The organism is Micromonospora sp. NPDC049529 (assembly GCF_055586685.1).
This window is the reverse complement of record NZ_JBVJHT010000023.1, coordinates 13869-37753: the sequence shown is the minus strand read 5'-3', so window position 1 is coordinate 37753 and position 23885 is coordinate 13869. Positions and strand designations below refer to the sequence as shown.

The 23885-nt window shown below is 70.2% G+C and carries 14 protein-coding genes and 1 pseudogene; 5 read left to right on the top strand and 10 right to left on the bottom strand.

The genetic code is table 11. The annotated features are described in order from the left end of the window. Positions 1–49: 49 nt before the first annotated feature. Together ACZ6QQ_RS31210 and ACZ6QQ_RS31205 are read right to left on the bottom strand one after the other, a co-directional pair. The gene (locus ACZ6QQ_RS31210) at positions 50–2650 is read right to left on the bottom strand and encodes a carboxypeptidase regulatory-like domain-containing protein (RefSeq protein WP_465881165.1); all 2601 of its coding nucleotides are present in this window, start codon (positions 2648–2650) and stop codon (positions 50–52) included. Between the two features lie 231 nt (positions 2651–2881). Continuing rightward, complete coding sequence (locus tag ACZ6QQ_RS31205; RefSeq protein WP_465881164.1) at positions 2882–5815, bottom strand: AfsR/SARP family transcriptional regulator; 2934 nt, start codon at positions 5813–5815, stop codon at positions 2882–2884. Between the two features lie 256 nt (positions 5816–6071). Here ACZ6QQ_RS31205 and ACZ6QQ_RS31200 point away from each other — a divergent pair, with 256 nt between their 5' ends. Further along, positions 6072–7247, top strand: coding sequence for a hypothetical protein (locus tag ACZ6QQ_RS31200; protein WP_465881163.1), 1176 nt, complete (start codon positions 6072–6074; stop codon positions 7245–7247). 244 nt (positions 7248–7491) lie between these two features. Here ACZ6QQ_RS31200 and ACZ6QQ_RS31195 read toward each other — a convergent pair whose 3' ends face one another. Both ACZ6QQ_RS31195 and ACZ6QQ_RS31190 read right to left on the bottom strand, forming a co-directional pair. After that, entirely contained in the window at positions 7492–9537 is a 2046-nt protein-coding gene (locus ACZ6QQ_RS31195) for a hypothetical protein (protein WP_465881161.1), read from the bottom strand. A 230-nt stretch (positions 9538–9767) separates the two neighbouring features. After that, positions 9768–10142 carry a hypothetical protein gene (locus tag ACZ6QQ_RS31190; RefSeq protein ID WP_465881160.1) on the bottom strand — a complete coding sequence of 125 codons (375 nt, stop codon included), beginning with the start codon at positions 10140–10142 and terminating at the stop codon, positions 9768–9770. 691 nt (positions 10143–10833) lie between these two features. Between ACZ6QQ_RS31190 and ACZ6QQ_RS31185 the strand changes: the two genes are divergently transcribed. From ACZ6QQ_RS31185 to ACZ6QQ_RS31175, 3 genes are all read left to right on the top strand, one after another. Then, complete coding sequence (locus ACZ6QQ_RS31185) at positions 10834–11181, top strand: hypothetical protein (RefSeq protein ID WP_465881159.1); 348 nt, start codon at positions 10834–10836, stop codon at positions 11179–11181. Between the two features lie 302 nt (positions 11182–11483). After that, complete coding sequence (locus ACZ6QQ_RS31180) at positions 11484–12215, top strand: alpha/beta hydrolase (protein ID WP_465881158.1); 732 nt, start codon at positions 11484–11486, stop codon at positions 12213–12215. 341 nt (positions 12216–12556) lie between these two features. After that, the gene (locus ACZ6QQ_RS31175; protein ID WP_465881157.1) at positions 12557–14569 is read left to right on the top strand and encodes a hypothetical protein; all 2013 of its coding nucleotides are present in this window, start codon (positions 12557–12559) and stop codon (positions 14567–14569) included. Between the two features lie 137 nt (positions 14570–14706). Here the strand turns inward: ACZ6QQ_RS31175 and ACZ6QQ_RS31170 are convergent, their stop codons facing one another. The 6 genes and pseudogenes from ACZ6QQ_RS31170 to ACZ6QQ_RS31145 all read right to left on the bottom strand — a co-directional run bounded on the left by ACZ6QQ_RS31170 (position 14707) and on the right by ACZ6QQ_RS31145 (position 22224). Next, positions 14707–15384: a DUF305 domain-containing protein gene (locus ACZ6QQ_RS31170; RefSeq protein ID WP_465881156.1), complete on the bottom strand. Its 678-nt coding sequence runs from the start codon at positions 15382–15384 to the stop codon at positions 14707–14709. Between the two features lie 71 nt (positions 15385–15455). Further along, positions 15456–16019, bottom strand: coding sequence for a GTP-binding protein (locus tag ACZ6QQ_RS31165; protein ID WP_465881254.1), 564 nt, complete (start codon positions 16017–16019; stop codon positions 15456–15458). A 1581-nt stretch (positions 16020–17600) separates the two neighbouring features. After that, positions 17601–18983 (bottom strand): annotated as a pseudogene (locus ACZ6QQ_RS31160) (SAV_2336 N-terminal domain-related protein); the annotation flags it as partial. Positions 18984–19012: 29 nt separating this feature from the next. Continuing rightward, the gene (locus ACZ6QQ_RS31155) at positions 19013–19996 is read right to left on the bottom strand and encodes an AAA family ATPase (protein ID WP_465881155.1); all 984 of its coding nucleotides are present in this window, start codon (positions 19994–19996) and stop codon (positions 19013–19015) included. Then, a complete protein-coding gene (locus ACZ6QQ_RS31150; RefSeq protein WP_465881153.1) occupies positions 19989–21854 on the bottom strand; it encodes a VMAP-C domain-containing protein in 1866 nt (621 codons plus the stop codon). Before ACZ6QQ_RS31150 ends, ACZ6QQ_RS31155 begins: the two co-directional genes overlap by 8 nt. Continuing rightward, the gene (locus tag ACZ6QQ_RS31145; RefSeq protein ID WP_465881152.1) at positions 21841–22224 is read right to left on the bottom strand and encodes a CU044_2847 family protein; all 384 of its coding nucleotides are present in this window, start codon (positions 22222–22224) and stop codon (positions 21841–21843) included. The genes ACZ6QQ_RS31150 and ACZ6QQ_RS31145 overlap by 14 nt, the downstream gene beginning before the upstream one ends. Before the next feature lie 230 nt (positions 22225–22454). On the opposite strand from ACZ6QQ_RS31145, the gene ACZ6QQ_RS31140 reads away from it, so the two are divergent. After that, entirely contained in the window at positions 22455–23696 is a 1242-nt protein-coding gene (locus tag ACZ6QQ_RS31140; protein ID WP_465881151.1) for a PQQ-dependent sugar dehydrogenase, read from the top strand. The last annotated feature ends 189 nt before the right edge of the window (positions 23697–23885 follow it).

The following is a 23885-nucleotide window of genomic DNA, read 5'->3' as shown; positions in this document are numbered from 1 at the left end:
CCGAGTGGGGGCAGGCCGGCGACGAAGGTCGCCGGCCCGTCCCCACTGCTCAGCCGATGCTGAGGTCGAGCTGCTTGCGGCCGTTCGCGGGTACCGGCACCGGGTTGCCGTCGTACCGGCCGGTCGACTTGGTCACCGGGTCGGCCAGGTACCACTCCAGGTTGACCGGGCCGCCGCCGATCACCCGGAATTCGTAGGCGCCGCCCTGGCCGGGCACGTCACCGACGGCGAGCAGGTCGCCGCTGGTGACGCCGCGTGCCCTCAGCCGGCCGCCGCTCCAGGCGGTGTCGCCGGGTGTGACGGTGACCGTGCCGGTGACCTTGGCACCCGCCGACAGCGTGGTGTCATAGGTGCTGGTCGCGCCGCTGGTGACCGGCACCGTCTCGGCCTGGAACCGGTTGCCGGTCGCGCCGGACCACTGCCGAGGCAGATCGGCGATCGGTGTGAAGAGCAGGGGCCACGCGTACGGCCCGAGGTTCCCGACCGTGTACCTGCCCTCGTTGTCCGTGCCCTCGGGGAAGAGTTCCGAACGGGGGATCTCGAAGGCCGTGACACCGACCTCGACGTGCTCCACCGGCTGGCCGTCCGGGCCGCGCACCACGCCGGTGACCGTCCCGGCCGGGTCCAACTGGACCGTACCGAGCCGAGTGGTCTTACCTGCGTTGATTTTGATCTTGACGGCCTGCCTCTGGTCGCCGGTGCCGCCCTCGGGGGTGAACCACTGCGCCCCGTACGCGCTGCCGTCCGGCGGCTTGACGAACAGTTGGTAGGTGCCCGGCGCCAGGGCGTCGCTGGTGCCCATGCCCTGCTTGTTGGTGCAGGCGGAGGCGCGCTCGCTGGTGCCACCCGTGGCCGGCAGCACGGCGTGGAAACACACGCTCTCGCCCGCCGTCGCCCCCGTCGCACGGTCGACCACTCGCGCGTTGAACCGGCCGCCGATCTCGACCGGGATGGTCAGCGTGGCCCGACCGTCGGCCGGGATGGTGACCGGCACGTCCTTCCTGCCGAGGTAGTCGCTGCCGCCGAGCATGTTCAGCGTGACCAAGGTCGGGCCCGCAGCGAGTCCCGCCACGGTCACCGCCGAGCCCTGCGTGCAGAAGTCGCCGAACTTCGCGACCACCGCGACGCAGTAGTTGCTGACCGGAGCGCCGGTGGTGGCGTCCACCGCGGTGACGATGAGCGAGCCGCCGGTGTGCCACGTCGAGTTCACCGACGCCGAACCGCCCGCTGCCACGGTCACCTCGCCGCCGTCCTGGGAGAGCTCACGGGACGAGTTGGTGAGCGTGATCCGGTAGGACTCCGGGAACACGCCGGTCATCTGCCACTCGCCGTCCGTACCCGTCTGGACGGTGTGGCGCTGGGACACGCCGTCGGCGATCACGTCGGCCTGCACGGAGAGCCCGGGCGCCGGCTCGCCGGTGGGCAGCGTCACCCGGCCCGAGAGCGTGGATCGCGCCGGGTGCGTCACCTCCAGCGTCCTGGTCCGTCCGGCCCGGACCTTGACCGGTACGGCGTTCTCGACCCGGAGCGTGCCGGGGGCGAAGTACTCGTCGTAGCTGAACAGGTAGTCGCCCGGCAGGAGGTCCTCGAAGGTGCGGGAGCCAACATTGGTGCCGTTCGCGAAGGCGACCTTCGTGCCGCCGTGCCAGAGGGCGAACGAGTACTGGTCGACCCCGCTGCCGCCGGTCCGCAGCTCGACGCGGAGCGCGCCGGTCGGCCGGAGCGGGTCGTTCACCTCGACGGACTGACCGGCGGCAACCCGGAGGATCTTGCCCGCCGCCTCGTCGATCTTCCCGGGCACCCACTGGTGGGCGTTGAGTTGGACCCGCCAGCGCCCGGCGGGCACGGTGAGCGAGAACCGGCCGTCCGCCCCGGTGCTGGTGCTGTAGGTGCCGTCGCCGTCGACCTCGTGTGCCACGACGCTGGTCCGGGCCGGGTTGCCCGCCGTGTCGGTGATCAGCCCGGTCAGGGTGCCGGTCGGCAACAGGCTTTCATCGACGGTCAGCGTCTGGTTGCCGCGCAGGGTGAACCTCTTGGCGGCGGCCTGGCCGTGCTCCTGGTGTGCCCACACCCGGAACGGAAACTTCACGAACTGCAGGGTGACCTCGCCGGCCGGCACGTGCGGGATGGAGTAGCGGCCGTCGGCGTCGGTCGTGGCGCCCGGCGCGGAGTAGGAGTACGGATCGGCGTCGAGATGGACCGACGCCTGCGCGACCGGGTTGCCGGCGTGGTCGGTGAGCCGGCCCTGGACCGTGCCGGTCGGGACCTGGCGCTCGTCGACCACCGTGGCCAGACCCGGCACCACGGTGTAGCGCTGGGCCTCGTCCGCGTTCGGCTTGCCGGGGGCGTACTGCGAGATGGTGCCGTCCGAGAAACGGACCGTGACCGGGCCGGCCGGCACGTCATCCATCTCGTAGCGCCCCTGCGCGTCGGTGTAGGCCGAACGCTGCCAGTGGTTGTAGGTCGGGCTGCTGGTGGAGACCGACGCGTGGACGATCGGGTTGCCGGATCGGTCGGTGAAGACGCCCCGGACCGTGCCGGTCTGCGGGTCGAGCGGCCCGGAGGTCTGGGCGGCCGACGCCGGTGCGGCCGGGACGACGAGGATCAGACCGGCGGCGAGAAGGCCGGCGGACAAGAGTCTTTTGAGCATGCGTGTCAAACTCCGCTGGATGTTGATCCACTGGGGACACGAGCCTATGCGGAGATCGGGTCTGCCGGGGGCGGTGGATGAACGGAAAACAATCGCAGGTAGTGATCATTTAGGGCATCCCGGAAAAACCGGCCGCCGCCGGTTTCCGGGCCGAGCAACTCGTGCCCGCGTGGCACCCGGGCCCGGAAGTGTCTGTCCGGACCGCCTTCTCGATACTGCGGGTAGTTCCAGCTATCCGGCCAAGCGCTGGGATTGCCCCTGTAGCAGCCTCTCACGAGCGGCAAGCAGTCGAGCCCGCAGCGCGCGGATGGTCGCACTGTTTACGTCAGGCAGTTCGCGCAGTGCCACCTGGATGTGTTTTTCTGCGTTTTCAGCGTCACCCATAGCCACGGAAGTGTCGGCGGTCACTGCCTGGGCGTGTGCGAGGCGAAGCCGATCGCGCCTACTGGCGGCAATTTCTCCAGCTGCGACGGCATCTGCGAGAGCGTCTTCGTGGTGTCGAAGCTGGCGTTGCGCATCCGCTGCGGTGATGTGCGCGTCACATCGGGTGCTGTCATCGATGGCCGGCCCGTACAGATCGAGCGCGAGGCGGCAGCGTTCCAGCGCCTGTTGGGGATTGCCCGTTTCCAGATCGAGTTTGGCGAGTCGGACGATGTCCCTGTTACGCCATCTCGGTGCGTCGATCCTGTCCCAGATCGCAATGGCCGCATGATAAAACCATTCAGCCTGGGCATGTTGGTTGAGGGCCCGGTAGGCGTCACCGAGATTGTGCAGCGCCGATCCTTCACCCAGGGGCATGTCATTGGTTCGGGACAGGGCCAGGACTTGTTCGAGGATCGGGATCGCAGCCGTCACCTCACCCTTTCTCATGCGCGCGACGGCGACGTTGTGCCCACAGAGCAGCTGCACCGGCACGTGGTTGATCTGTTCGGCCAGTTGGAGGGCCTGGCTGAAGGCATCCTGGGCCTGCTGGTAGTCGTGGGCGTCGAGGTGGGTCGTACCGAGGTTGTTGAGGCTGCCGAGGAGTCCTTCGTCGTGGCCGTCGAGGCGGGCCGCATCGACCGCGATCCGTAGTGACTGGAGGACGTCGGCCTGGCTGCCGTACCGGTCGAACGCCTCGTGGGTGACGCCCGGTATCTGCCAGGCGTGCCTGTAGTAGCCCTCCGCCCTGGCGAGTTGTACGAGCGGAGCCAGGTTGGCACGCTCGATCTCGCACCAGCGCCTGGCTTCGGCCTGTTGCGTGAGCGTGGTGGGCGGGACTGCCGTTCGACCGGGTTCGGGCAGATCGGGGACCGGGGCGTTGGTGGGGTCGATCAGCCTGGCAGCGTTGGCCGCGGAGAGGAGCCACCAGTCGAGGAGGCGGCCGAGTGCGTGGTGTCGTCGCTCGGGATTTTCCCCGGTCTTGACTCGGTCGGCGGCGTAGAGCCTGAGGAGGTCGTGCATGCGGAAGCGTCCGGCGACGTCATGGTCGACCAGGTGCGTTCGGGTGAGGGTCCTCAGGTCGACCTCGGCCTCACGGATGTCGATGTCGGCGAGGGCCGCGGCGGCGTGGGTGCTGATGGTTGGCCCCGGGAAGAGTCCGAGGCGGGTGAAGAGGAGAGCGGCGCGTTCCGGGAGGTGGTTGATTGACCAGGCGAAGATGGTTCGGAGCGTGGTTTCGCCGGTTTCGTCGCCTTCGTAGTCGAGGAGGTGCGCGGCGAGGTCGTCGGCCAGTTCGTGGATGGGGACGAGGGGGCGTACGGCGATTTGTTCGCCGATGATGCGCAGGGCGAGCGGTATGCCGCCGGACAGGCGCGCGACCCTGGCAAGGGGTTCGGCCGGTATGTCCTTGCGTTGCGGGGCGATGATCCGGTGCAGAAGTTGGCGTCGTTGAGGCTCGGGTAGTGGCGGCACGGTGATGGTGTGGACGGCTTCGCGGATGTTCAGGCCGATGAGGCGGGTACGGCTGGTGACGATGGTCAGGCAGGTCGTTGAGGCGGGTATCAGCTGTCGGGCCTGGCGGGAGTCGAGGATGTTGTCGAGGACGATGAGGAGTCGTCGTTCGGTGGTGAGTTGTTGGTAGAGGGAGTGCTGTTCCTCGAGATTGGCCGGTACGCGTTTCGCGGGGACTCCGAGGGCGATGAGCAGGCGGGTGAGTGCATCCTCAGGCCGCAGGGGTGGGACGGGACCGTGTGCTTCGGCGTTGAGGTAGAGCTGCCCATCGGGGAATGATTGTCGTTTTCGATGTGCCCAGTGGACGGCGAGGGTGGTTTTGCCGACGCCTGGCATTCCGGTCACGACAACGATGTTGGTGCCTCCGTCGAGGGCGACGTCGAGGGTCGAGATCAGGTCGTCGTGTCCGGTGAAGTCGTGTACGTCATGCGGTAGTTGCCGTGCCGGCGCGGCTGCGTGTGGCGGCGGCACAGACGGTGGCTCGCGTACGGGTGTCGGTGGGGTCGGCGAGGGCTGTCTGATGTCGAGGACGGGGTCGGCGCGCATCTGTCGGCGATAGCGGTGCCGGAACGCGGTGACGAACTGCCGAGCGTCGGGTGACCGTCCGACGGCGTGGAGAGCCGTTGCCCAGAGGCTGGCGAGTCGCTCGTCGAGCGGATGCGCGGGGACCAGCTGTTCCAGTCGGATAAGAGCCGTGTCGTGGCGCCCGAGTGCGAGTTCGCTGCCGGCGAGGAGCTTCTGTGCGTCGAGTTGCCGGGCCTGCAGGTCGCGGCGCAGGTGTTCGGCGCGGGCGCCTCGTAGTTCGGGTAGTGGTTCACCTCGCCACAGGTCGATCGCGGTGGTGAGTACGGTGACGGTGCGTTCGAGTTGCTGTTGGCTGGTGGCTTGGCGGGCCTCGGCGACCAGGAGACGGAAGCGGTGGTAGTCGATGGTTCCGGGGTCGACGTCGAGGCGGTAGGTGCCGGTGTTGACGCCTCGGACGAGTGCGTGGGGTAGACCAGCGGTCCGCAGGACGGCGCGCAGTCGACTGACCGGGGCGTAGAGAAGTCGGCGTGCGGTTTCCGAACCGCGTTGCGGCCATAGAAGTTCCATGATGGTCTCGGCGCGGACATGCTCGCCTGCGTAGTAGAGCAGCACGGCGAGTAGCGCGCGAACCTTGGCCGTGCCGAGCGGGATGGCCTGGTCGTCGGCTCTGATCTCGGTGGAACCCAGGATGGCGAACTGGATTGGCATCGTTTCCTCCGCTGTCCCCGGAGCCACGTTCTTCGATTCTGTTCTTTGCTGGCCGGTGCCCCAAGAGTTTGTGCTTGAAGTCTGTAATCAGACATTCGGCGACAAGGAATCGGCAAGGTCGCCGCCAGGCGGATGGCAACTTGACCGACAGTCGCGCCATTGATGCTCGCCAACGTCCTTTGTTGTTCGTTGGGAGATCTGAATGACGAACTTTGGTTGGCAAGTTGCACCTGTCGGGATGGATGCCGGCCGGTGGGTGACGCGGGCTGGCTGCCGGTCGGTGCTGGCCGTCGCGCACACGATCGCCAGCTGCCACCGTCTGCTGGACGTGGTCGGCTACCTCGAGGGCGATCCGCGGATCCAGGTGGTCTTCACCATCGCTCCGGACGTTTTCAACGCCGAGGTTCCCGCCTACCTGTCGAGCCTGGGCGCGCTGACACTGCCGTGGAACCAGGCGATCAGGGAGCGGTTCGACCTGGCGATCGCCGCCTCGTACGGTGGTCTGCCGGAGTTGCACGCGCCGCTGGTGGTGATGGCCCACGGCGCGGGACACGGCAAGCGGGTGCGCCCGGGCCCGCAGGGTGGGCGGATTCTCGCAGATCCGCCGGTGTACGGGCTGGACGCGCAGCGGCTCGTGGTCGGGGGTCGGGTGCTTCCCTCGGCTCTCGTGCTGTCACACGACAGTGAGTTGGAGGTGCTGAGGCGGCAGTGTCCGGAGGCGTTGGACACGGCCGTGGTGGTGGGTGATCCCTGCTTCGACCGGCTCGCTGCGAGTCTCGGCTGGCGGGATCGGTACCGGCAGGCTCTCGGCGTCGATGATGGCCGGGAGTTGGTGGTGGTGAGTTCGACGTGGGGGCGTGACGGTTTGTTCGGGCGCGCGCCGGATCTGCTGCCGACCGTGATGACGCAGTTGCCGCCGGACCGGTTCCGGGTGGCGGCGCTGCTGCACCCGGCGGTCTGGGCCGCACACGGCCGACGGCAGGTGCGGGCGTGGCTGACGGACTGTCTCGCCGCCGGGTTGTTGTTGCCGGACCCGACGCAGGACTGGCGTGCGGTGGTGGTCGCGGCCGACTACGTGATCGGGGATCACGGGTCGGTGACCGCCTACTCCGCGGCGATCGGGCGCCGGGTGCTTCTGCTGCCCGGCCTGTGGGTGCCGGCGGCGAGCAGGTCGCCGCAGCATCTCGTCTCGGTCAGCGCGCCAAGGCTGGACCTGGACCAGCCGTTGGCGGCGCAGCTCAAGGGCGCGAAGGGAGTGGATCCGGACGCTGTCCGATGGGCGTTGACCGCGCGGCCGGGTGCCGCGGCGGTGTTGTTGCGCCGGACGATGTACGAGCTGCTGCGTCTTGCTGAGCCCGGGCGGCACCGGCAGGTTGATCCGGTGCCGGTGCCGCACCTGCTGTCCGGGGAGCCGGGGAATGCAACGCGTTGAGGAGCCGGCGGCGCCGGCCGTGCGGGATGGGTACGTTTTCGGGCAGGTGCGGTTGGCTGATGTGCTGGTGGTGGTCACGTCGGACGCATCGCCCACCATCGCGCCGGTGCGGTTCCTGCGGGCATTGCCGGGTCTGGCGTTGGCTGTCGTGTGGGATCGGGCGGGTCGGGTCGTGGTCGCGGCGCGGGGCGGCGACCACCACGTGACGTGCGAGTGGGAGGTTGTCGGCCGACCGACGCTACTGTCACTCGTTCGCCTCGGATGCGTCCTGCACGGCCGGTGGGTCCGAGACGCCTTGCGCGAGGGGCGGTCGGGTATCGAGGACTGGCTCGGCGTCGGGGTCGAGGTGCTGGAGTCGTCGGGTCACGTCGTGCAGACGGGGCGAGCCGAGGATGTCGAAGACGTCGACGGCCTGCTGGTAGTGGCGACGTGCGAGATCTGTGTTCCCGCGGGTGTGGGCGACGCGGCCGAGGATTGCGAGAGCTTCGGCACGTTCGTGATCGGCACCGAGTTCGGTCATCCGGTGGACCGCGTCCGTGGCCTCCCGTTCGGCGACGTCGGTGTCGCCGACGCTCAGGTGCGCTTCGGCGAGGGCGATGAGCACGCGGGCGGTGTTGTAGGGGTCGGTGTCACCGAGCTCGGCGAAGATCCTCTCGGCTTCGAGGAGCAGGGGTAGGGCGTCAACGGCCCGGCCGGACCGGGTCCGGAGTGTCGCGAGATTGATGCAGGTCAGGCCGATGCTGCGGCTGTGTCCGAGGTTCCTGTTCTCAGTCAGGATCCGAGTGAGCAGCAGCTCGGCCTCTTCCTGCTCGCCGAGTCCGAGGTACAGGGTGGCGAGGCCCTCCTGGGCGTCGAGCCGTCCGCGGGTGTCACCCGCCTTCTGGTAGCAGGCGATTGCCTGCAGGGCGTGTCGTACGGCGGCGTCGGTGTCCCCGACCCGCTCGCAGGCCCGGCTCAAACGCTTGAGCATGTCGGCCTCTGCCCAGTCATTGCCCCACGACCGGGCGGCGGCCACTCCCCTGCCGTCGATTTCGAGCCGGTCCCGGTAGTTCTTGCGATAGAGCAGGAGTGGCCACATCACGTCGGACAGCTGCCAGGCCAGCTCCGGATGCCCGCCGTCCAGGGCGGCTCTACCGGCGTGCAGGAGGTTGAGGCGTTCCTGAGTCAGCCAGTCGAGTGCCTGGACGCGATCGGCGAACTCGGGCAACGCGTGCCGCGGCTGGTGGAGCACGTACGGCAGGCGACGCCGGTACGGGGTGATCACGAGGTCCGCTCGCATCGCGGCGGCGAGATAGAACTCGAGCATCCTGTGCAGGACGTCGCGGCGTGCCTGCTCCGAGTCGTGGAGCAGGGACATGTCGCGGGCGTGTAGCCGCAACAGATCGTGGAAGCGGAACCGGTTTTCCGCGACCTCGTCGAGCAGGCTCGCGGTGAGCAGTTCATCGAGCGCATCCTGCGACGACGCCGCGAGGTTGGCCGACGGGGTGACGGCCGCAGCGATCAGGTGCTGGCCGAACTCGCGACCCGGGTGCCAGGCCAGCGCCCGGTACAGCGCGGCCGTCCGAGGGTGTAGGCCCCGGTAGGAGACGTCGAGCGTCGCTCGAACCGACAGCCCGTCCACGGTCGTCAGGTGAGCGAGCCGATCGGTCTCGTCGGCCAACACGGACACCATCGCGCGAAGCGACAGCCGTGGTCGAGCGGCCAGCCGGCTCGCCGCGATGTTCAGGGCGATGGGAAGCCCACCGCAGATCGCCGCCAGCTCCGCGGCTGGCTCCTGCTCTCGGTCGACGCGGTCCCGTCCGACGGTCAGCGTGAGCAACTGCACTGATTCCTGGGGTGACAGCGGGCCGATCTCCAGCAGGTGAGCGCCGTCGGGGAGCAGGCCGACAAGCCGACGGCGACTCGTCACCAGCACCGCCGACGAGGATGCCGGCAGCAACGGCCTGACCTGCCCGGCGGAGTATGCGTCGTCCAGCACCACCAGCAGCGCACGACCAGCGGTGACGGTCCGGTAGAGAGCGGTCTGTTCTGCCAGGCTCACCGGAATGCGTTCCGGGGGCACCCCCAACGCTCGCAGAAAGCCGGCAAGGGTCTCCCCCGGGTCGACGGGGCCCGCGTCACTGAACCCACCAAGATCGGCATAGAGTTGCCCGTCGGTGAACTCGTCACGCGCCCCGTGTGACCACCGTCGGGCGAGCGCTGACTTCCCGACGCCACCCGGCCCGCACAGCAGGGCCAGTGCGGGCGTTTCTCGCCGCAGGAGGCGGTCGAGTACGGCGACCTCCTCCACCCTGTTGATGAAGTGCGCCGGAGCGGGTGGCAACTGCCGAGGGACAACCTGGTGCGCCGGCCCGTGGCTGTGGAAGTGCACTCCCCCATGGATCGCCCCGGACTGCACCACGCTCCCGGCGACCACACCACTGAACTCGTTGCCGGCATCGGCGCGGCGATCGGACGGGTCGCTCGACGACTGCACTCCCACCGACGCCTCCCTGCTCGCCCGGCTCGACAGGTTCCGGTTCAGAAGTGGATGTCGCCGTGGATGTCCCGCGCCTGCACCACCTTGTCCGCAGTGCCACTGAACTGGTTCGACACGTGGCCTGGCGAAGCCACCGACGCCTCGACGAGGCGCCACTGCGCTCGGACCGTCGCCGCGAACGCCGGGTCCTCGGACATCACGCGAGACAGTACGGCGGCGAGTTCCGTCTGTCGGGCTTGATCGTCTGGATCGGCGGCCGCCGTGGTCAGGACCTCCACGTCGGCGGCGTCCCGGGCGAAGCGTGCGCGGACCAGCCGACGCAGGGCGGCGAGAGCGCTCCGACCACCGTCGACGAGCAGCTCGGTTCCCTTGGCCGTCAACGCGGTCGCGACGGCAAGGACGAGTTCATCCGGCATAGGAACCCCATTCACCAGTGGCATCTGCCGGCAAAAACGCAGGTCACAGGATTTTCGAGGCAGGCCAACATCCTACCGTCACTCGACGGCTTCTGAACCGTTCAGATCGTGCGATCACGGCAGCGCTAGATCACAACCGGAAACCTGTCGCCATCCCTCAAGGCAGGCCGGGGCGATACATGGTTCGGATCTTCGCAATCTGGTACAAAATCGGCCGTCCACTACGTCTGAACTGCGGATTAGGTCACGGTATGGGCGTGAAGTAGGCTCACGTCCATATTCACTTATACAATTCATGTCCTCGTCGGACATGCACGCGATGCCTTAACCCCTTTCGATGTAACAGGAAGTAGTGGGTCGATCGACTGGATGGAATGGGCTGGACAAATAGGATCAGCCCTTCAGCACGCACTGTAAGCCCCTCCAAGCTCCAAGCTCCGTAAACGCGGGGGTACCGAGAAGCATTTCTCGGTACCCCCGTCATTGCCATCCGCCACTCACCTGCACACTCTGCCGGACTTCGTGCCGAACACCGCACCCTGGGCCGCCACCGCCGATGCACCGATGCCCGCGCTCGGTTGGTTGACACAGAAACGTCCCCGGCGGATCGTTGCATCGACGTGGGTCACTCTGGCTCCGAGCTGAGTCGGGCTCCGGCCCCTTCCCCGAACACCGCCCCGGAAGGACACTCATGCGCAGCTCCGCCAGCCGGACCGCCGCAGGTCTCGCCGCCGCCCTGATCATCATGCTGACCGCGACGCTACCCGCGTCACCCGCAGCCGCTGGCGAGCCGGTCCAGAGCCCCGACAAGGGCCTGGTCTTCTATTCGAGCTACCCGACCGAAGTCGTCGGCAGGCAGGCCACACCTGACGGCGTATGCCGCCAGGTGCCGACCGACGCAACCTGGCTGCTCACCTGGAGCGGCGGCTTCGGTACGGTCCCCGGCTACCGGACCCCCGACTGCAGCGGTCAGGCGTCCGAGCTCAACAACTTCCACAGCTGGCCGAAGGGCCACTACCTCACGTACAGGGCCGGTTGACCGGTGTTCCCGGTGGTCGTTGGCGGACGACCGCCGAGAAGGCGGCGAAGCACCGGGTCCGGGACCGCACGGGTCACCTCTGTCGGTTGGTCGGCCCCGCGCCTGCGATGCGGCGGACGCGGGGCCTGCGCGAAAACCCGTTGGCGGCCACGGCGACGACTGCTAGCTTTCTGGAGGCCGTGCGAGAGATCGAGGAGGTGGTACCCGTGAACGTATCGACATGGGTGCTCCCCTGCGGGGTCACGGTCGGACGGTAGGTCGTCCGGGAGCGCCGTTCAGACGCACTCCCGAAGGGCACGGCCATGCGATTCACCTCTGAGCAGCGCCTCGATGACGGCGTCCTCGAACGCGCTTTCACCGTCGGCGAGATCCCCGGCATCCTCTGGACGTCCGGATCCGCAACCGCTGCGGCCCCGCTTCTCCTGCTCGGCCACCCCGGCGGCCTGCACAGGATGTACCCCCGACTGGCGGCTCGGGCCCGGCACTGCGTGGCGGAGGGTTTCGCCGCGGCCACCATCGAGCTTCCGGGCAGCGGTGACCGGCCCCGTTCCGCCGCCACCGAGCAGGCCCGCACCGACCTGCACCGGGCGCTGAGGGCCGGCGAGCCGGTGGACGACGAATTGGTCGACCGGCTCGTCCTCCCGCTGGTCGAGAAGGCGGTCCCGGAGTGGCAAGCCACCCTGGACGCCCTCCTTTCACTGCCCGAGATCGGCGGCCCGGTCGGGTACGCGGGAGGGGTGATCGCCATCGGCATCCGGCTCGCGGTGGTCGAGCCGCGCATCTCGGCCGCCCTTCTGTTCGCCGGGAGTTTCGTGCCCCGCACCACGTTCGACGAGGCCCGACAGGTCAGCATTCCGCTGCATGTCCTGCTGCAGTGGGACGACGAAGGAAACGACCGGCAAATGGCCCTGGACCTGTTCGACGCCCTCGGCTCCAAGGAGAAGACGCTGCACGCCAACATGGGCGGGCACACCGGCGTCCCGGAGTTCGAGGGGGACGCGGGAAACCGGTTCTTCGCCCGGCACCTGAGGTGAGGCCGGGCCGCCGGATTCGTACTCGTCGGGCTGCGGTAGTCGAGGTCGCGGGCGGAAGCGTCCAGAAAGGCAGGACGTCACTGTTGGCCTGATTGGACGGCACTAACGTGATGTGCCCCGAATTAGCGTGGTGTGGCGGTCGGCCGTCCAGCCGCCACGGTGATGTTCGGACAGCTCAGGACGGATTCCGCGCGCGACGGCACGTCGGACGCGGAGCTCCGCTTGATCATTGATAGGTTTACCCGAGTTGATCAATAACGGTCCTGGACCGCACGGCGTGCTCGCGCCTCTGCGCACGCCGTCTTCTTTGGTTGAGGCATTGCGCACGGAGGGCGCGACGAATGACATCTCAGTCGAATCGGAAACCAAGAAACGGAAGACGCGCGGTCGGCGCGGTGGCCGGGGTGCTGCTCCTGGTCGGCCTGCTGCCCGGCGCGGCGTCGGCGCAGGATGAGACCGATCCCCGGATCGGCCTCGGCGCCGGCTGGCTGGACGCACAGAGCGCGATCAGCAACCTCGAACTGCTCGCCCATCAGGACAAGCCGGCGAACTTCGTCAACCCCGCCAACCCGGGCGACTTCGGGTTCGCCACCTCGGACCTCGCGTTCAGCGGCAACTACGCGTTCATGGGCAACTTCAACGGGTTCAACGTCTTCGACATCTCCGACCCGGCCCGCCCGACGAACGTCACCAACGTGGTGTGCCCGGGCGGTCAGGGCGACCTGTCCGTCTACGGTGACCTGCTGTTCATGTCGGTCGAGGAGACCCGCGGTCGCCTCGACTGCGGCACGAACCCCAGTGCCGGCATCCGCTTCCAGGGCGTGCGGGTCTTCGACATCAGCGACGTGACCAACCCGGTCCAGGTCGCCGCGGTGCAGACCTGTCGGGGCTCGCACACCCACTCCGTGGTGGCGGACCCGGACGACAGGGAGAACCTCTACGTCTACGTCTCCGGCACCGCCGGGGTGCGACCGGCGACCACGCTGCCCGGCTGCAACAACAACCCCGCCAGCGGCGACAACCCGTCGCGCTGGCGGATCGACGTGATCAAGGTTCCGCTCTCCACGCCGGAGCAGGCCGCGCTCGTCAGCGGGCCGAGGCTGTTCGCCAACCCGGAGACCGGGGCGGTCGACGGCCTGCAGAACACCCTGCCCGCGCCGACCCACCCCTCGGGCTCGGCGTACAGCCCGCAGCCCATCACCGACGCCTGCCACGACATCACCGCCTACCCGGAGATCGGCCTGGCCGCCGGCGCGTGCGAAGGAAACGGCATCCTCATCGACATCTCGGACCCGGCTAACCCGGTCCGGCTCGACGAGGTCTCCGACCCGAACTTCGCGTACTGGCACTCCGCCACGTTGAACAACGACGGCACCAAGGTGATCTTCACCGACGAGTGGGGCGGCGGCACCGCAGCACGCTGCCGGACCACCGACCAGCCGAACTGGGGCGCCAACGCGATCTTCGACATCGTCGACGGCAAGATGCAGTTCGCCAGCTACTACAAGCTGCCGGTGCCCCAGACGCTCCAGGAGAACTGCGTCGCCCACAACGGCTCGCTGGTGCCCGTACCGGGCCGGGACATCATGGTCCAGGCGTGGTACCAGGGCGGCGTCTCGCTGCTCGACTTCACCGACTCGGCCCACCCGAAGGAGATCGGCTTCTTCGACCGGGGCCCGATCAGCCCCACCGCGATCATGCTGGGCGGATTCTGGTCGGCGTACTGGTACAACGGCCAGATCTACGGCAGCGAGATCGCCCGTGGCTTCGACGTCCTCGGTCTACGGCCCAGCCAGCACCTGACCGAGGCGGAGGTCGCCGCAGCCCGCGAGGTGAAGCTGCCCGAGTTCAACGCCCAGCACCAGACGAAGACCAACTGGGCGCCGAGCTTCGCCGTGGCCCGGGCCCGGTTCGACCAGCTCGCCCGTACCTGCACGTCGACCATCTCGGGTCGGCACAACGGGCCGTTGACCGTCTCCGGGGTGACCTGTCTGGACGGCGCGACTGTCTCCGGGCCTGTCACCGTCCGCGCGGGTGCCTCGCTGCTCAGCCTCGACTCGACCGTCTCGGGGCCGATCAGCGCGTCGAAGGCCGCCACGGTGCAGCTCTACCACAGCACCGTACGCGGTCCGGTGAGCGTCAACGGTACGACCGGCAGCGTCGCGGTCGTGGACACCACCGTGCACGGCCCGGTCGTGCTGAACGGCGGCACCGGCACGGTCGCGCCGATCATCGCCGACAGCACGCTGAACGGTCCGCTCGCCTGCTCCGGCAACACGCCCGCGCCGATCAACCTCGGTGCGCGCAACACGGTGAACGGTCCGGCCACCGGCCAGTGCGGCAGCCTGGCCTGACGAGGGCCCGATAGCGGGTGCCCGCAACGGGGGCGCGGGCTGTGGCGGACGCCGCGGCCCGCGCCCCCGCCACGTCCGGCCCAGCGACACCGGGCCACCGGCACCCCGGATTCGCGTCGGACCCGGCGGTTTCCCGGTCAGACGGCGAGCCTGGCCAGCAGTGCCTGCATGCTCTGGATCTCGATGTTCTGGTCGGCGTTCACCTCGCGGGCGAACCGGTCACTGGCCGGTTCGGTGCCACCGCCGGCGGCGTACAACTCCTGCACCATTGTCAACGCCCCCTGATGGTGGCGAATCATCAGCTCCAGGAAGAGCCGGTCGAACTCGGTCCCCCGGGCCCGCTCCAGCCGACCGCGTTGCTCGTCGTCGAGCATGCCGGGCATCAGCGTGTCGTGTCCCGTGTGGTGCGCGTGCGCACCGTCGGGCGTCACACCGCGCTCCTTGAGCCAGCGCTCCATCTGGGCGATCTCGTCCTGCTGGGAGATCTTGATCCGCTCGGCCAGCATCGGCAGATCCGGGTTGCCCGCCCGGTCCCGCACCAGCTCGGTCATTTCCAGTGCCTGCGCGTGATGCAGAATCATCCGCTGCATGAACAACGTGTCCGCGACCGTGTGGCCAGGGGCCGAGAGGGCGGACATCTCGCTCTCGGAGAGCACTCGGCCCGGTTGTCCGGGAGCGCCGGGTTGGACGACCCGGGTGGGTGGCGCCTGCGGCCCCGGCTCGTCCCCACGGAGTTGGAAGACGGCGAGCGACGCCAGGCCGAGGACGACGACGGCGGCCCCGGCCAGGACGAGGTGACGACGAGACGGGATCATGATCCATCAACGTATCGGAGACGGCCGCGCGAGGCGAGACAGGGGGCCGTGCCGGCCGGTCGAGAAACGGATCACCCGGAACCCGGCGCGGCCGACCTCGCCCGGCTGGAGGCCAGTCCGAGGACGTACTCCAACAGCGTGATGACAACGGACTTGGCCGACTCGCGCGACCTGGCGTCACACCAGAGCACCGGCACGCCGGGGGGCAGCGCGAGCGCCTGCCGGACCTGCTCGACCTCGTGCCCCGTCCGCTTGTCGAACACGTTGAGCGCGACGACGAACGGCAGCTCCCGCTGTTCGACATAGTCGATGGCGGCGAAGCTGTCCGCGAGCCGTCGGGTGTCGGCCAACACCACGGCGCCGACCGAGCCGAGGACCAGGAAGTCCCAGTTGAACCAGAACCGGGTAGCGCCGGGTACGCCGGTCAGGTAAACGATCAGGTCCTTGTCGAGACTCACCCGTCCAGCGTCGAGCGCGCAGGTCAGGGTCGTCTTGTTCGGCGTACCCCCGAGGTCGTCGACGCCGGCCCCGGCGGAGGTCATGATCCGCTCGGTCATCACCGGAGCGATCTCCGACAGGCTGCCGACGAAGGTCGTCTTGCCGACGCCGAAACCGCCGGCCACCAACAGCTTCACGCTGGTGACGGAGGCTTTCCCGGCTCCGGTCGGGCCGCCCGGCGCGGCCGGGCCGCCCTCCGGCGAAGACTCCGCCCGCGTGGAGGAGGCCGGGTGGTCGGCGGCCCGCCGCGCGGCGGGCGGCGGCTGCGCCGATGGCTGCACCGGCGCCCGATGCGCCGGGTTGGGCGCCACGGTGATGTCCGGCTGCCAGATCCGGTGCCGGATCCCCGGGTCGTGGGCGAGCTGACGGACGATCGAGCGCAGCGTCAGTTCGGACCCGGCCTCCGAATCCGGCCGGTCGAGCAGGTCGGCCAGTTCCGTGAGCAGCCCGGAGGCCCGTGGTCCGCGGCCCGGTCGGACCGGCCGCCGGGCGGTGATCAGGTTCAGCCGATCCGGTACGGCCGTCAGCCACACGGCCTCCGGATCGGGGCTGTCGATCGCCAGGATCGGCGCGGCCCGCCCCGCCGCCAGCACGTTCGCCAGCGCCGCATAGGAGAGTGCGTCCGGCCGGTCGACCGACGGATCCTCCTCCGGTGAGAGGACCAGTTCGTTGGCTCGGCCGACGGTGCTCGGCCCGGCGTAACACACCAGCAGCGTGTCGTCGGCCTCGTCGGCGAACTCCCGGACGATCCGCAGCAGGTGCGCCGGATCCCCGTCGGCGAGCAGGACCACGTTCGCCTCCGGCAGCCCGGGAATCCGGGTCAGTGCCGCCCAGAGCCGCTCCAGTTCGTCGACGGCCGACCGGTCGACGCGGTCCGAGGTGCCGATGAGCAGCGCCCGGGACCGCGCACTGGCCAGTGTCGCCTTTCCCGGCGGCCGGGCCACCGTCTCCGGGGCCCGCCGGGGTACGAACCTGGCACGACCCGGAACGCTCACGTCGACCGCGTCCCGGAACAACTGCCGGGCCGCGTCCGACAGTCCCTGTTGACCGTGCCGCAGGATGCTCAGCCGGGCCGGACGCATGACGGCCAGCACCACCACGTCGTCGCGGGCGAGCAGTTCCCGCGTACGCGCGGCCAGTTGCACGCTGTCCGGTCCCAGGTATCCGGTCGACGCGTCGGGCAGCAGCAGCACGCTCGGCTGGTGCTTCGGGATCCGGTCCGACAGGCTGGTCACCAGGGCCCGGTCGGGGAACCAGGTCCGTACCGCGTCGAGGACGGCGCGGAGAGCGTCGCCGCCCGGCCCGCTGGTGACGACGACTATCCGGTCGTGCGCGCCGGTGCTCAGCAGCTCACGCAGACGGGCGAGCCCGGTCGGCGGCCCGTCGGGCAGCCAGGACGAGGCCGATGACCCGTCGTTCGGCTCCACGGCTGCCGGCGCGGGTCCGGTACCGGCCGCGCCGCCGAGCGGCAGGTCCGGTCCGACGGCGGGCGGCAGGTCCGGTCCGACGGCGGGCGGCGACGATGCCGGTGCCGGTGGACGGGGCGTCGTCGGCACGGTGATCGACGCGACCGGTGCCGGTGGGTTCAGCCGGGCCAACGCCTGGGCCCGGATCCGGGCGAACGGCCGGCTCAGCGGAGAGAGTCGCAGCGGGCCGCCGGGTGCCGGTACCGCGGCGGTGAACGGTCTGCCGCCCCGCCGCGACCCCGGCTCAACGAACCGGGACACCTCCTCGTCGACCCGCACCACCTCGTGCCGGCGCAGCGTACCGAGCAGCACGTCCCGGACGCCGTCCACGAAGTCGTACAACTGCTCCGGACCACCGCCCGGCACCGGCCGGAGCAGCCCGGAGAACCACACCTCGGCCAGGTGCGCGGGCCGGGAGCGGGGCATCATCGCCGACTGCACCACCCGCATGACCGACGGGGTGAGCGGGGCCACCGCCAGGTAGCCGGCCAGCCGGTACGCGTCCACGGTCGCCTCGGCGCGGAACCGCAGCACCCGGTCGAACGGGGTGAGGTCGGCCGGTGGCGGCTCGACCACCGGCACCACCTCGTCCGTACCGACCAGTGCCACCATGGCGTCCACGCCGGCCTCGGTCGCGCCGGCCACCAGCCGCGCCCACGGTGCCAACCAGTCCGGTGAGATCTCCAGCACCGGCACCGGCACGCTGCCCGGCGCCGACGGGCGCCGCTCCCGCTGGTGCGCGGCGAACGACAGGTGGATGTTGGCCCGGCCGAACCCGGCGCCCCTCAGCACCCCGGCCACCGGCGGCAGACTCGTGCGTGACCACAGTTGCTCGGGCAACGGTTGCAGGATCGCGACGGGACCGTGCCGGGCCCAACCGGCCAGCATCCGCCGGGCGGCGGCGGTCTGCCAGACCGCGCCGACGCAGTCGCTGAGCAGGAGGACCAGCCGTCGGCCGGACGGGTCGGCCAGCTCGGCCGGGCCACGCAACCGGCCCTCGGTGTCGCCGGGTCGGACGGCAAGACCGAGCCGCCCGGCCGAATCGGTGGCCAGGTAGCGGACCCGGACGTCACGGAAGGCACCGAGCTGCCCGCAGATCGCGAGCACCTCGCCGACCAGACCGTCCCAGAGTGCCCCGGCCGGACCCCGGTCCACCACCAGGGCCAGATCCAGGGCCCGGTCGGTGACCTGCCGCAACACCGGCAGCCAGCGGCGCCGCTCGGCGTACCAGTCGATGGTCGCCTGCTCGTCCATCTCCCGGCTCCGGGTCGAGGGCGCCGACCGTTTCAGCGGCCGCAGTGCCCGCAGGACGGCCAGCCGGGAGGGCAGCGCGGGGTCGGTCCGGGCCCGGACCGGGGCGGCCGACAGCAGTTCCTCGTCGCCCGCCCCGTCCGGGGCGTCCGGGACGTACAGCGGCAGTGGGTCCGGCTGCTCCGGCCCCGGCTCGACCGGCGGCACCGGGTCCGACTGCGGGTACGGCCCCTCGGGCGTACGCGCGGGCAGTACGGCCGGCTGGTCCGGCTCGCCGGCCGGCGGCGCGGGCGGGTCGTCCGGACCGCCCGGCAGGTGCCCGGCCAGCCAGAGAACCTCGGCGAGTTCCCGGGCTGTCGGTTGCCGGCCGGCCGCGGTCAGCACCGCACGCAGCCGCTCGACGTACACGCCGGTCAGCCGATCGAGCTCAGATGCCGCAACACCAGTTCGGCGAGGCGTTCCCGGCTCGGCTGATGCTCCCCGGCGGACCGGGTGGTGAGGTAGACGGCGTTGAGCAACTGGTCGGTGGCGAGTTCGCCGGTCTCCCGGCGGGCGAGGAACGCCGCGACCAGGTCGGCGGCGCCGTCGGCCGCGTCGGTGCCGAGATGCGCCTCGACGATCGCGGTCAACCGGTCGCGGTCCGGGGCCGCCAGGTCCAACCGGACGCAGCGACGCAGGAACGCCGGTGGGAACTCCCGCTCCCGGTTGCTGGTCAGCACCACGAACGGGAAGGCCCGGCAGGTGACCGAACCCTTGCTGACCACGATCCGCTCACCGTCGTCGGCCGGACGTACCGCGACCCGGGGTGTGGTGTCGGCGATCCGGGACAGCTCGGGTATCTCGTACTCGCCCTCCTCGAAGACGTCGAGGAGATCGTTGGGCAGGTCGATGTCACCCTTGTCGACCTCGTCGACCAACAGCACACGGGGTGACGCGTACGGCGCGAGCGCGGTGCCGAGCGGCCCCAGCCGCAGGTAGCGGCCGAGATCGCCGTCGCCGCCCGCGCCCGCGCTCGCGTCCTCGATCCGGCCTACCGCGTCGTACCGGTACAGCCCGTCGCGCAGCACGGAACGGCTGGTGATCGGCCAGCGCAACACCGGCCCGAGCCGCAGTTCGTGCGCCACCGCGTAGGCCAGGGTGGACTTGCCGACGCCCGGATCCCCGGTGACCAGCAGCGGCCGACGCAGGTAGAGCGCCGTGTTCACCAGTTCCACGGTGTGCGGGTCGGCCTGGTAGGTGGTGGCGAGCGCCTGCCGCCGGACCCGCGCGGAGGAGTCCGACCGGGGCAGCGGATTGACCGGCCCGCCCTGGTAGCTGCGCCACGGTGGTGGGGACGGCAACCGGGAGATGCCGTCGTGCGGCGTACCGGTGCCCTTGAAGATCAGCCAGTCAGACATGCTCGTACCTCTCCTCCGGCAGCACCATCCGGTCCAGCGGCGGGCGCCGCCGTGGGTCGTCGCAGAGCAGCACGATTCCGCGTCCGCAGTGGTCGTCGTCGGCGCTCTGGCTGGCGTGGTTGCGCAGCGTCCGCACCCGGTCCGGCAGCTCCGTCACGGGTACGTCGGCGAGCGCCGCCCGCAGGCCGGTGAAGAACCGATTGCCGGCACACGCCGCACCGGTCGGATCCGCACAGCCGGCGCAACCGGAGCGACGCCAGATCATCACCGGAACCCCGGCCGGCAGCCCCACCTCCATGGCGGGCCGGGTGGTCGGCGCCAGCGGCGACCCGGCGAACACGAGTGCCGACCGTCTCTCCTCCGGCTCGATCCAACCCTCCAGCTCCTCGTGCCCCCGCCCGTCGGCGCAGCCGACGAACTCCAGCATCCGGTCCAACCCCTGGTCGCCCAGCCGGTCCCAGCGGCGCTCCCAGCCGAACCGCACCCGGCCGTCGTCCAGCCTGGCCGCGTCCCGGACCAGCACCGGATGCCGGCGGCCGAGAGTGGACCAGGGCTGCGCCGGCCACAGCCGCCAGTGGTCGACGTCGGTGTCCATCAGGTCCTGCGGCAGGAAGAACTCCACCATCACCCGGGTCCGCCGCCGCGCCAGCAGGTCGATCTGCTCCGGCAGCAGTTCGCGCAGCCGGCGCCACGCCTCGGCCAACGGGACCGCCGCCTGGTCGTCGACGGCCGGCACCACGTCGACCGCGTCGGTGTAACGCCACACGGTGAGCCGGTACCGGTGCCGGTCGTTGCCGGCCGGGCGGAGCCGGACCATCACCGAGGCGGGTGCCGGCGTCGCCGCCGGATCGTCCAGCCGGGCCTGGGCCGCCGGGCCGAGCCGGAGCCGACCGGCGGTCAGCAGCACCCAGTCCCGCAGCCCGCGCCCGGCGGCGCCGGCATGGTCCCGAGCCAGGTCGGCGGCGTACCCGAGCACGTACGGCAGGCCGCTGCGCGGCGGCACCAGCTCGGACAGTTCGGTGACCACGTCACCGTGGTCGACCAGTACGTCACCGGGGCGGGGCTGGCAGAGCGGACCACCGGCCTGGACCATCCGGCCGCTGTGGTCGTCGGCGACCGGCAGCGCGGCGAGCAGGCCACGAAGCGCCCGTTCCTCGGCCGACTCCAGCTCACCCGCGGGGGTGGTGAGTTCGTCGACCGCCTCGGCCCAGTCACCGCCCGCCGCGTGGAACCGGTCGTGCGCCCGTACGACCTGCCGGTACAGGTCCGGATCGGCCCGCCGCAACGCCCTGGCCGGTACGGCCAGCCCGCCCAGCGCGGCGTTCGGCAGCCGGGTCGCCTTGACCAGCCCGCACACTCCACCGGTGGCCGGGTTGAACACCGGCCCGCCGGACATGCCCTCGGCGATCTCCCGGCCGGCGAGCTGCAACATGTCGCCGTCACCGTCGCCGTACGGGCGGGACCCGTCGTAGTCGAGCAAGGCGGGGTGCGGCACCGCACCGGCGCGGTAGACGTCGGAGAAGCCGAGCGCCAGCAGTTGGTTGCCGATGGACGGCCAGCGCTGGTCCAGCCAGGCACAGGGATGCCCGTCGGGCGGCTGGTCCAGCTCGATCACCGCCAGGTCCGGGTACTCCCAGGCGCCGTGGCGCGTCGGCGGCGAGGCGTACCGCACGGTGCCGGCGTACTCCTCGTTGGCCCAGCGGACGCGCACGGCCGTACCTGCGCCCGATGCCACCACGTGCGCGCAGGTGAGCAGGAAACCGGGGGCGACCAGGACGCCGCTGCCGAACCGACCTCCCGTGACCACCTGTACCACCGTGTGCCGCAGCAGGCCCGCGAGGCGGTCAGCTCCGCGCATCAGATCCGGGTCGGGCCCGGTCCGGGGGTACGGTGTCGACCGGGTCGGGTCCCGCCGGTGTCCCCGGCACCGGTTCGGGTCGCCAGGCGAGCGTGACCGCGATCGACGTGTTCACCTTGGCCCCGGCGAGCGCCGCGACCAGCCCACCGTCGGCCATCGCCAGCTCGACGCCGAACTCGACGGTCACCTCGTCCGGGTTGAGCCCGCGCAGCCCGTCGCGGACGTTGGTCGCGACACCGCGAACGGTCTCGGTGAGGCCCTTCAGCACCTGCGGGGTGCGCTGGAACGCCACGTCACGCGGCCCAGACACGTCCACCCTGGCCCACACACACTGCCCGTCCGGCAGTTCGACCCGCACGAGGTCCTGCACGCCACGCTCCGTCTCCACTTCCGACAGTCGGCCCAACCTAGCGCCTGTCATGTGCATTCGAGGAGAGGGCGGAGCTGTCCAGAACAGGACAGCGGCGCGCCGCCATGCCGCTCGTCCGGGTCGAAGGCGCGGCTGCTCATCCGGCAGGTTGCACATCGATGTCAATAAATCTATTGTGGGAACGCTCCCAGATCACGCCTGCCACTTCACTTCGCCCAAGGAGCCGAACCATGTCGCGACGGCGTTGTCGCCCGGCCACCATGTTGGCCGTACTGCTCGTTCTGGCCCTGTCTGCCATCCTGCTGCCACCGGTGTCGATGGTGAGCACCGCCGCGGCCGGCGCATCCCACACCCGCGCGACGCCACTCGCCGAGCTGACCGTGGTATCCGAACAGGTGGCTTTCGGTCTGCAGCGTCCGATCGCGATCACCGGGCTGCCAGACGGCCGGATGCTGATCGCGGAGAAGAACGGCACCGTCCGCGCCTACCACCCCGCCACCGGCTTGGCGGTTGCGCCGGTGCTCGACCTGAGCGCCCGGATCGACACGTCGGACAACGAGCGCGGCCTCCTCGGCATCACGCCCGCGCCGAACTTCGCGCGGACCGGGATCCTCTACGTGGCCTACACGAGCCTGCCGTCCGGCACACTGACCCTGGCGCGGGTGCCCATCGGCGCTCCCGAACGGGTGCAGGTGCTGCTCACCCAGGAGCACGCCGAGTACGGCAACCACAACGGCGGACAGGTAGCGTTCGGCCGCGACGGCTACCTGTACTGGTCCCTCGGCGACGGCGGCCACGCGAACGACCCGTTCAAGGCCGGTCAGAACCTCGGCACCCTGCTCGGCAAGATTGTGCGGATCGACGTCAACCGCACCTGTGGAGCGAAGCCCTACTGCGTGCCCTCCGACAACCCGTTCGTCCACACGCGTGGCGCGCGGCCAGAGATCTGGCTCTACGGGCTGCGCAACCCATGGCGGTTCTCCGTCGACCCGGTCGACGGCTCGCTGTGGATCGGCGACGTCGGCCAGGGCATCGTCGAGGAGATCAACCACATCCGCCCGTGGCAGCGTGGGGCGAACCTCGGCTGGTCCTGCAAGGAAGGCACCCCGGTGTTCGACCCGCAGCAATGCCGGCCGGGCGGACGGTACACCGACCCGGTCTTCGAGTACGACCACTTCAACGACAACTGCGCGGTGACCGGCGGCGTGGTGTACCGAGGGTCTCGGACCCCCGAGGCGTGGGGGACCTACGTGGCGAGCGACTACTGCTCGACCCGCGTGTTCGCCGTGCGCCCCAAGCCCGACGGCGGCTACGAGTCCGCCACGATCGGCAACTTCCCCACCCAGCCGACCGCGATCGGCACGGACGTGCACGGCGAGTTGTACGTGCTCAGCGACCTCCCGGGATGGCTGAACCGGGTACGGTTCGAGCGGGTCGAGCCAGCCTCCGGCGGCGGGGTGACGAACCGCTGAACCCCGGGCAATCCCGCCCCATCCGCAAGCCCCCGGGGGACGGCCGCTCCAGGCGGCCGTCCCCCGGCTCACTTCGATGCGGACCGGGTGCGTTTTCCCTTGAGGGCTCATCCCAGATGGTTGAGCTCCGGCCTATGGGCAGCGTGATGACCGCTGCCGCCCCCGCACGGCACTGCAGGTGACTCCGGG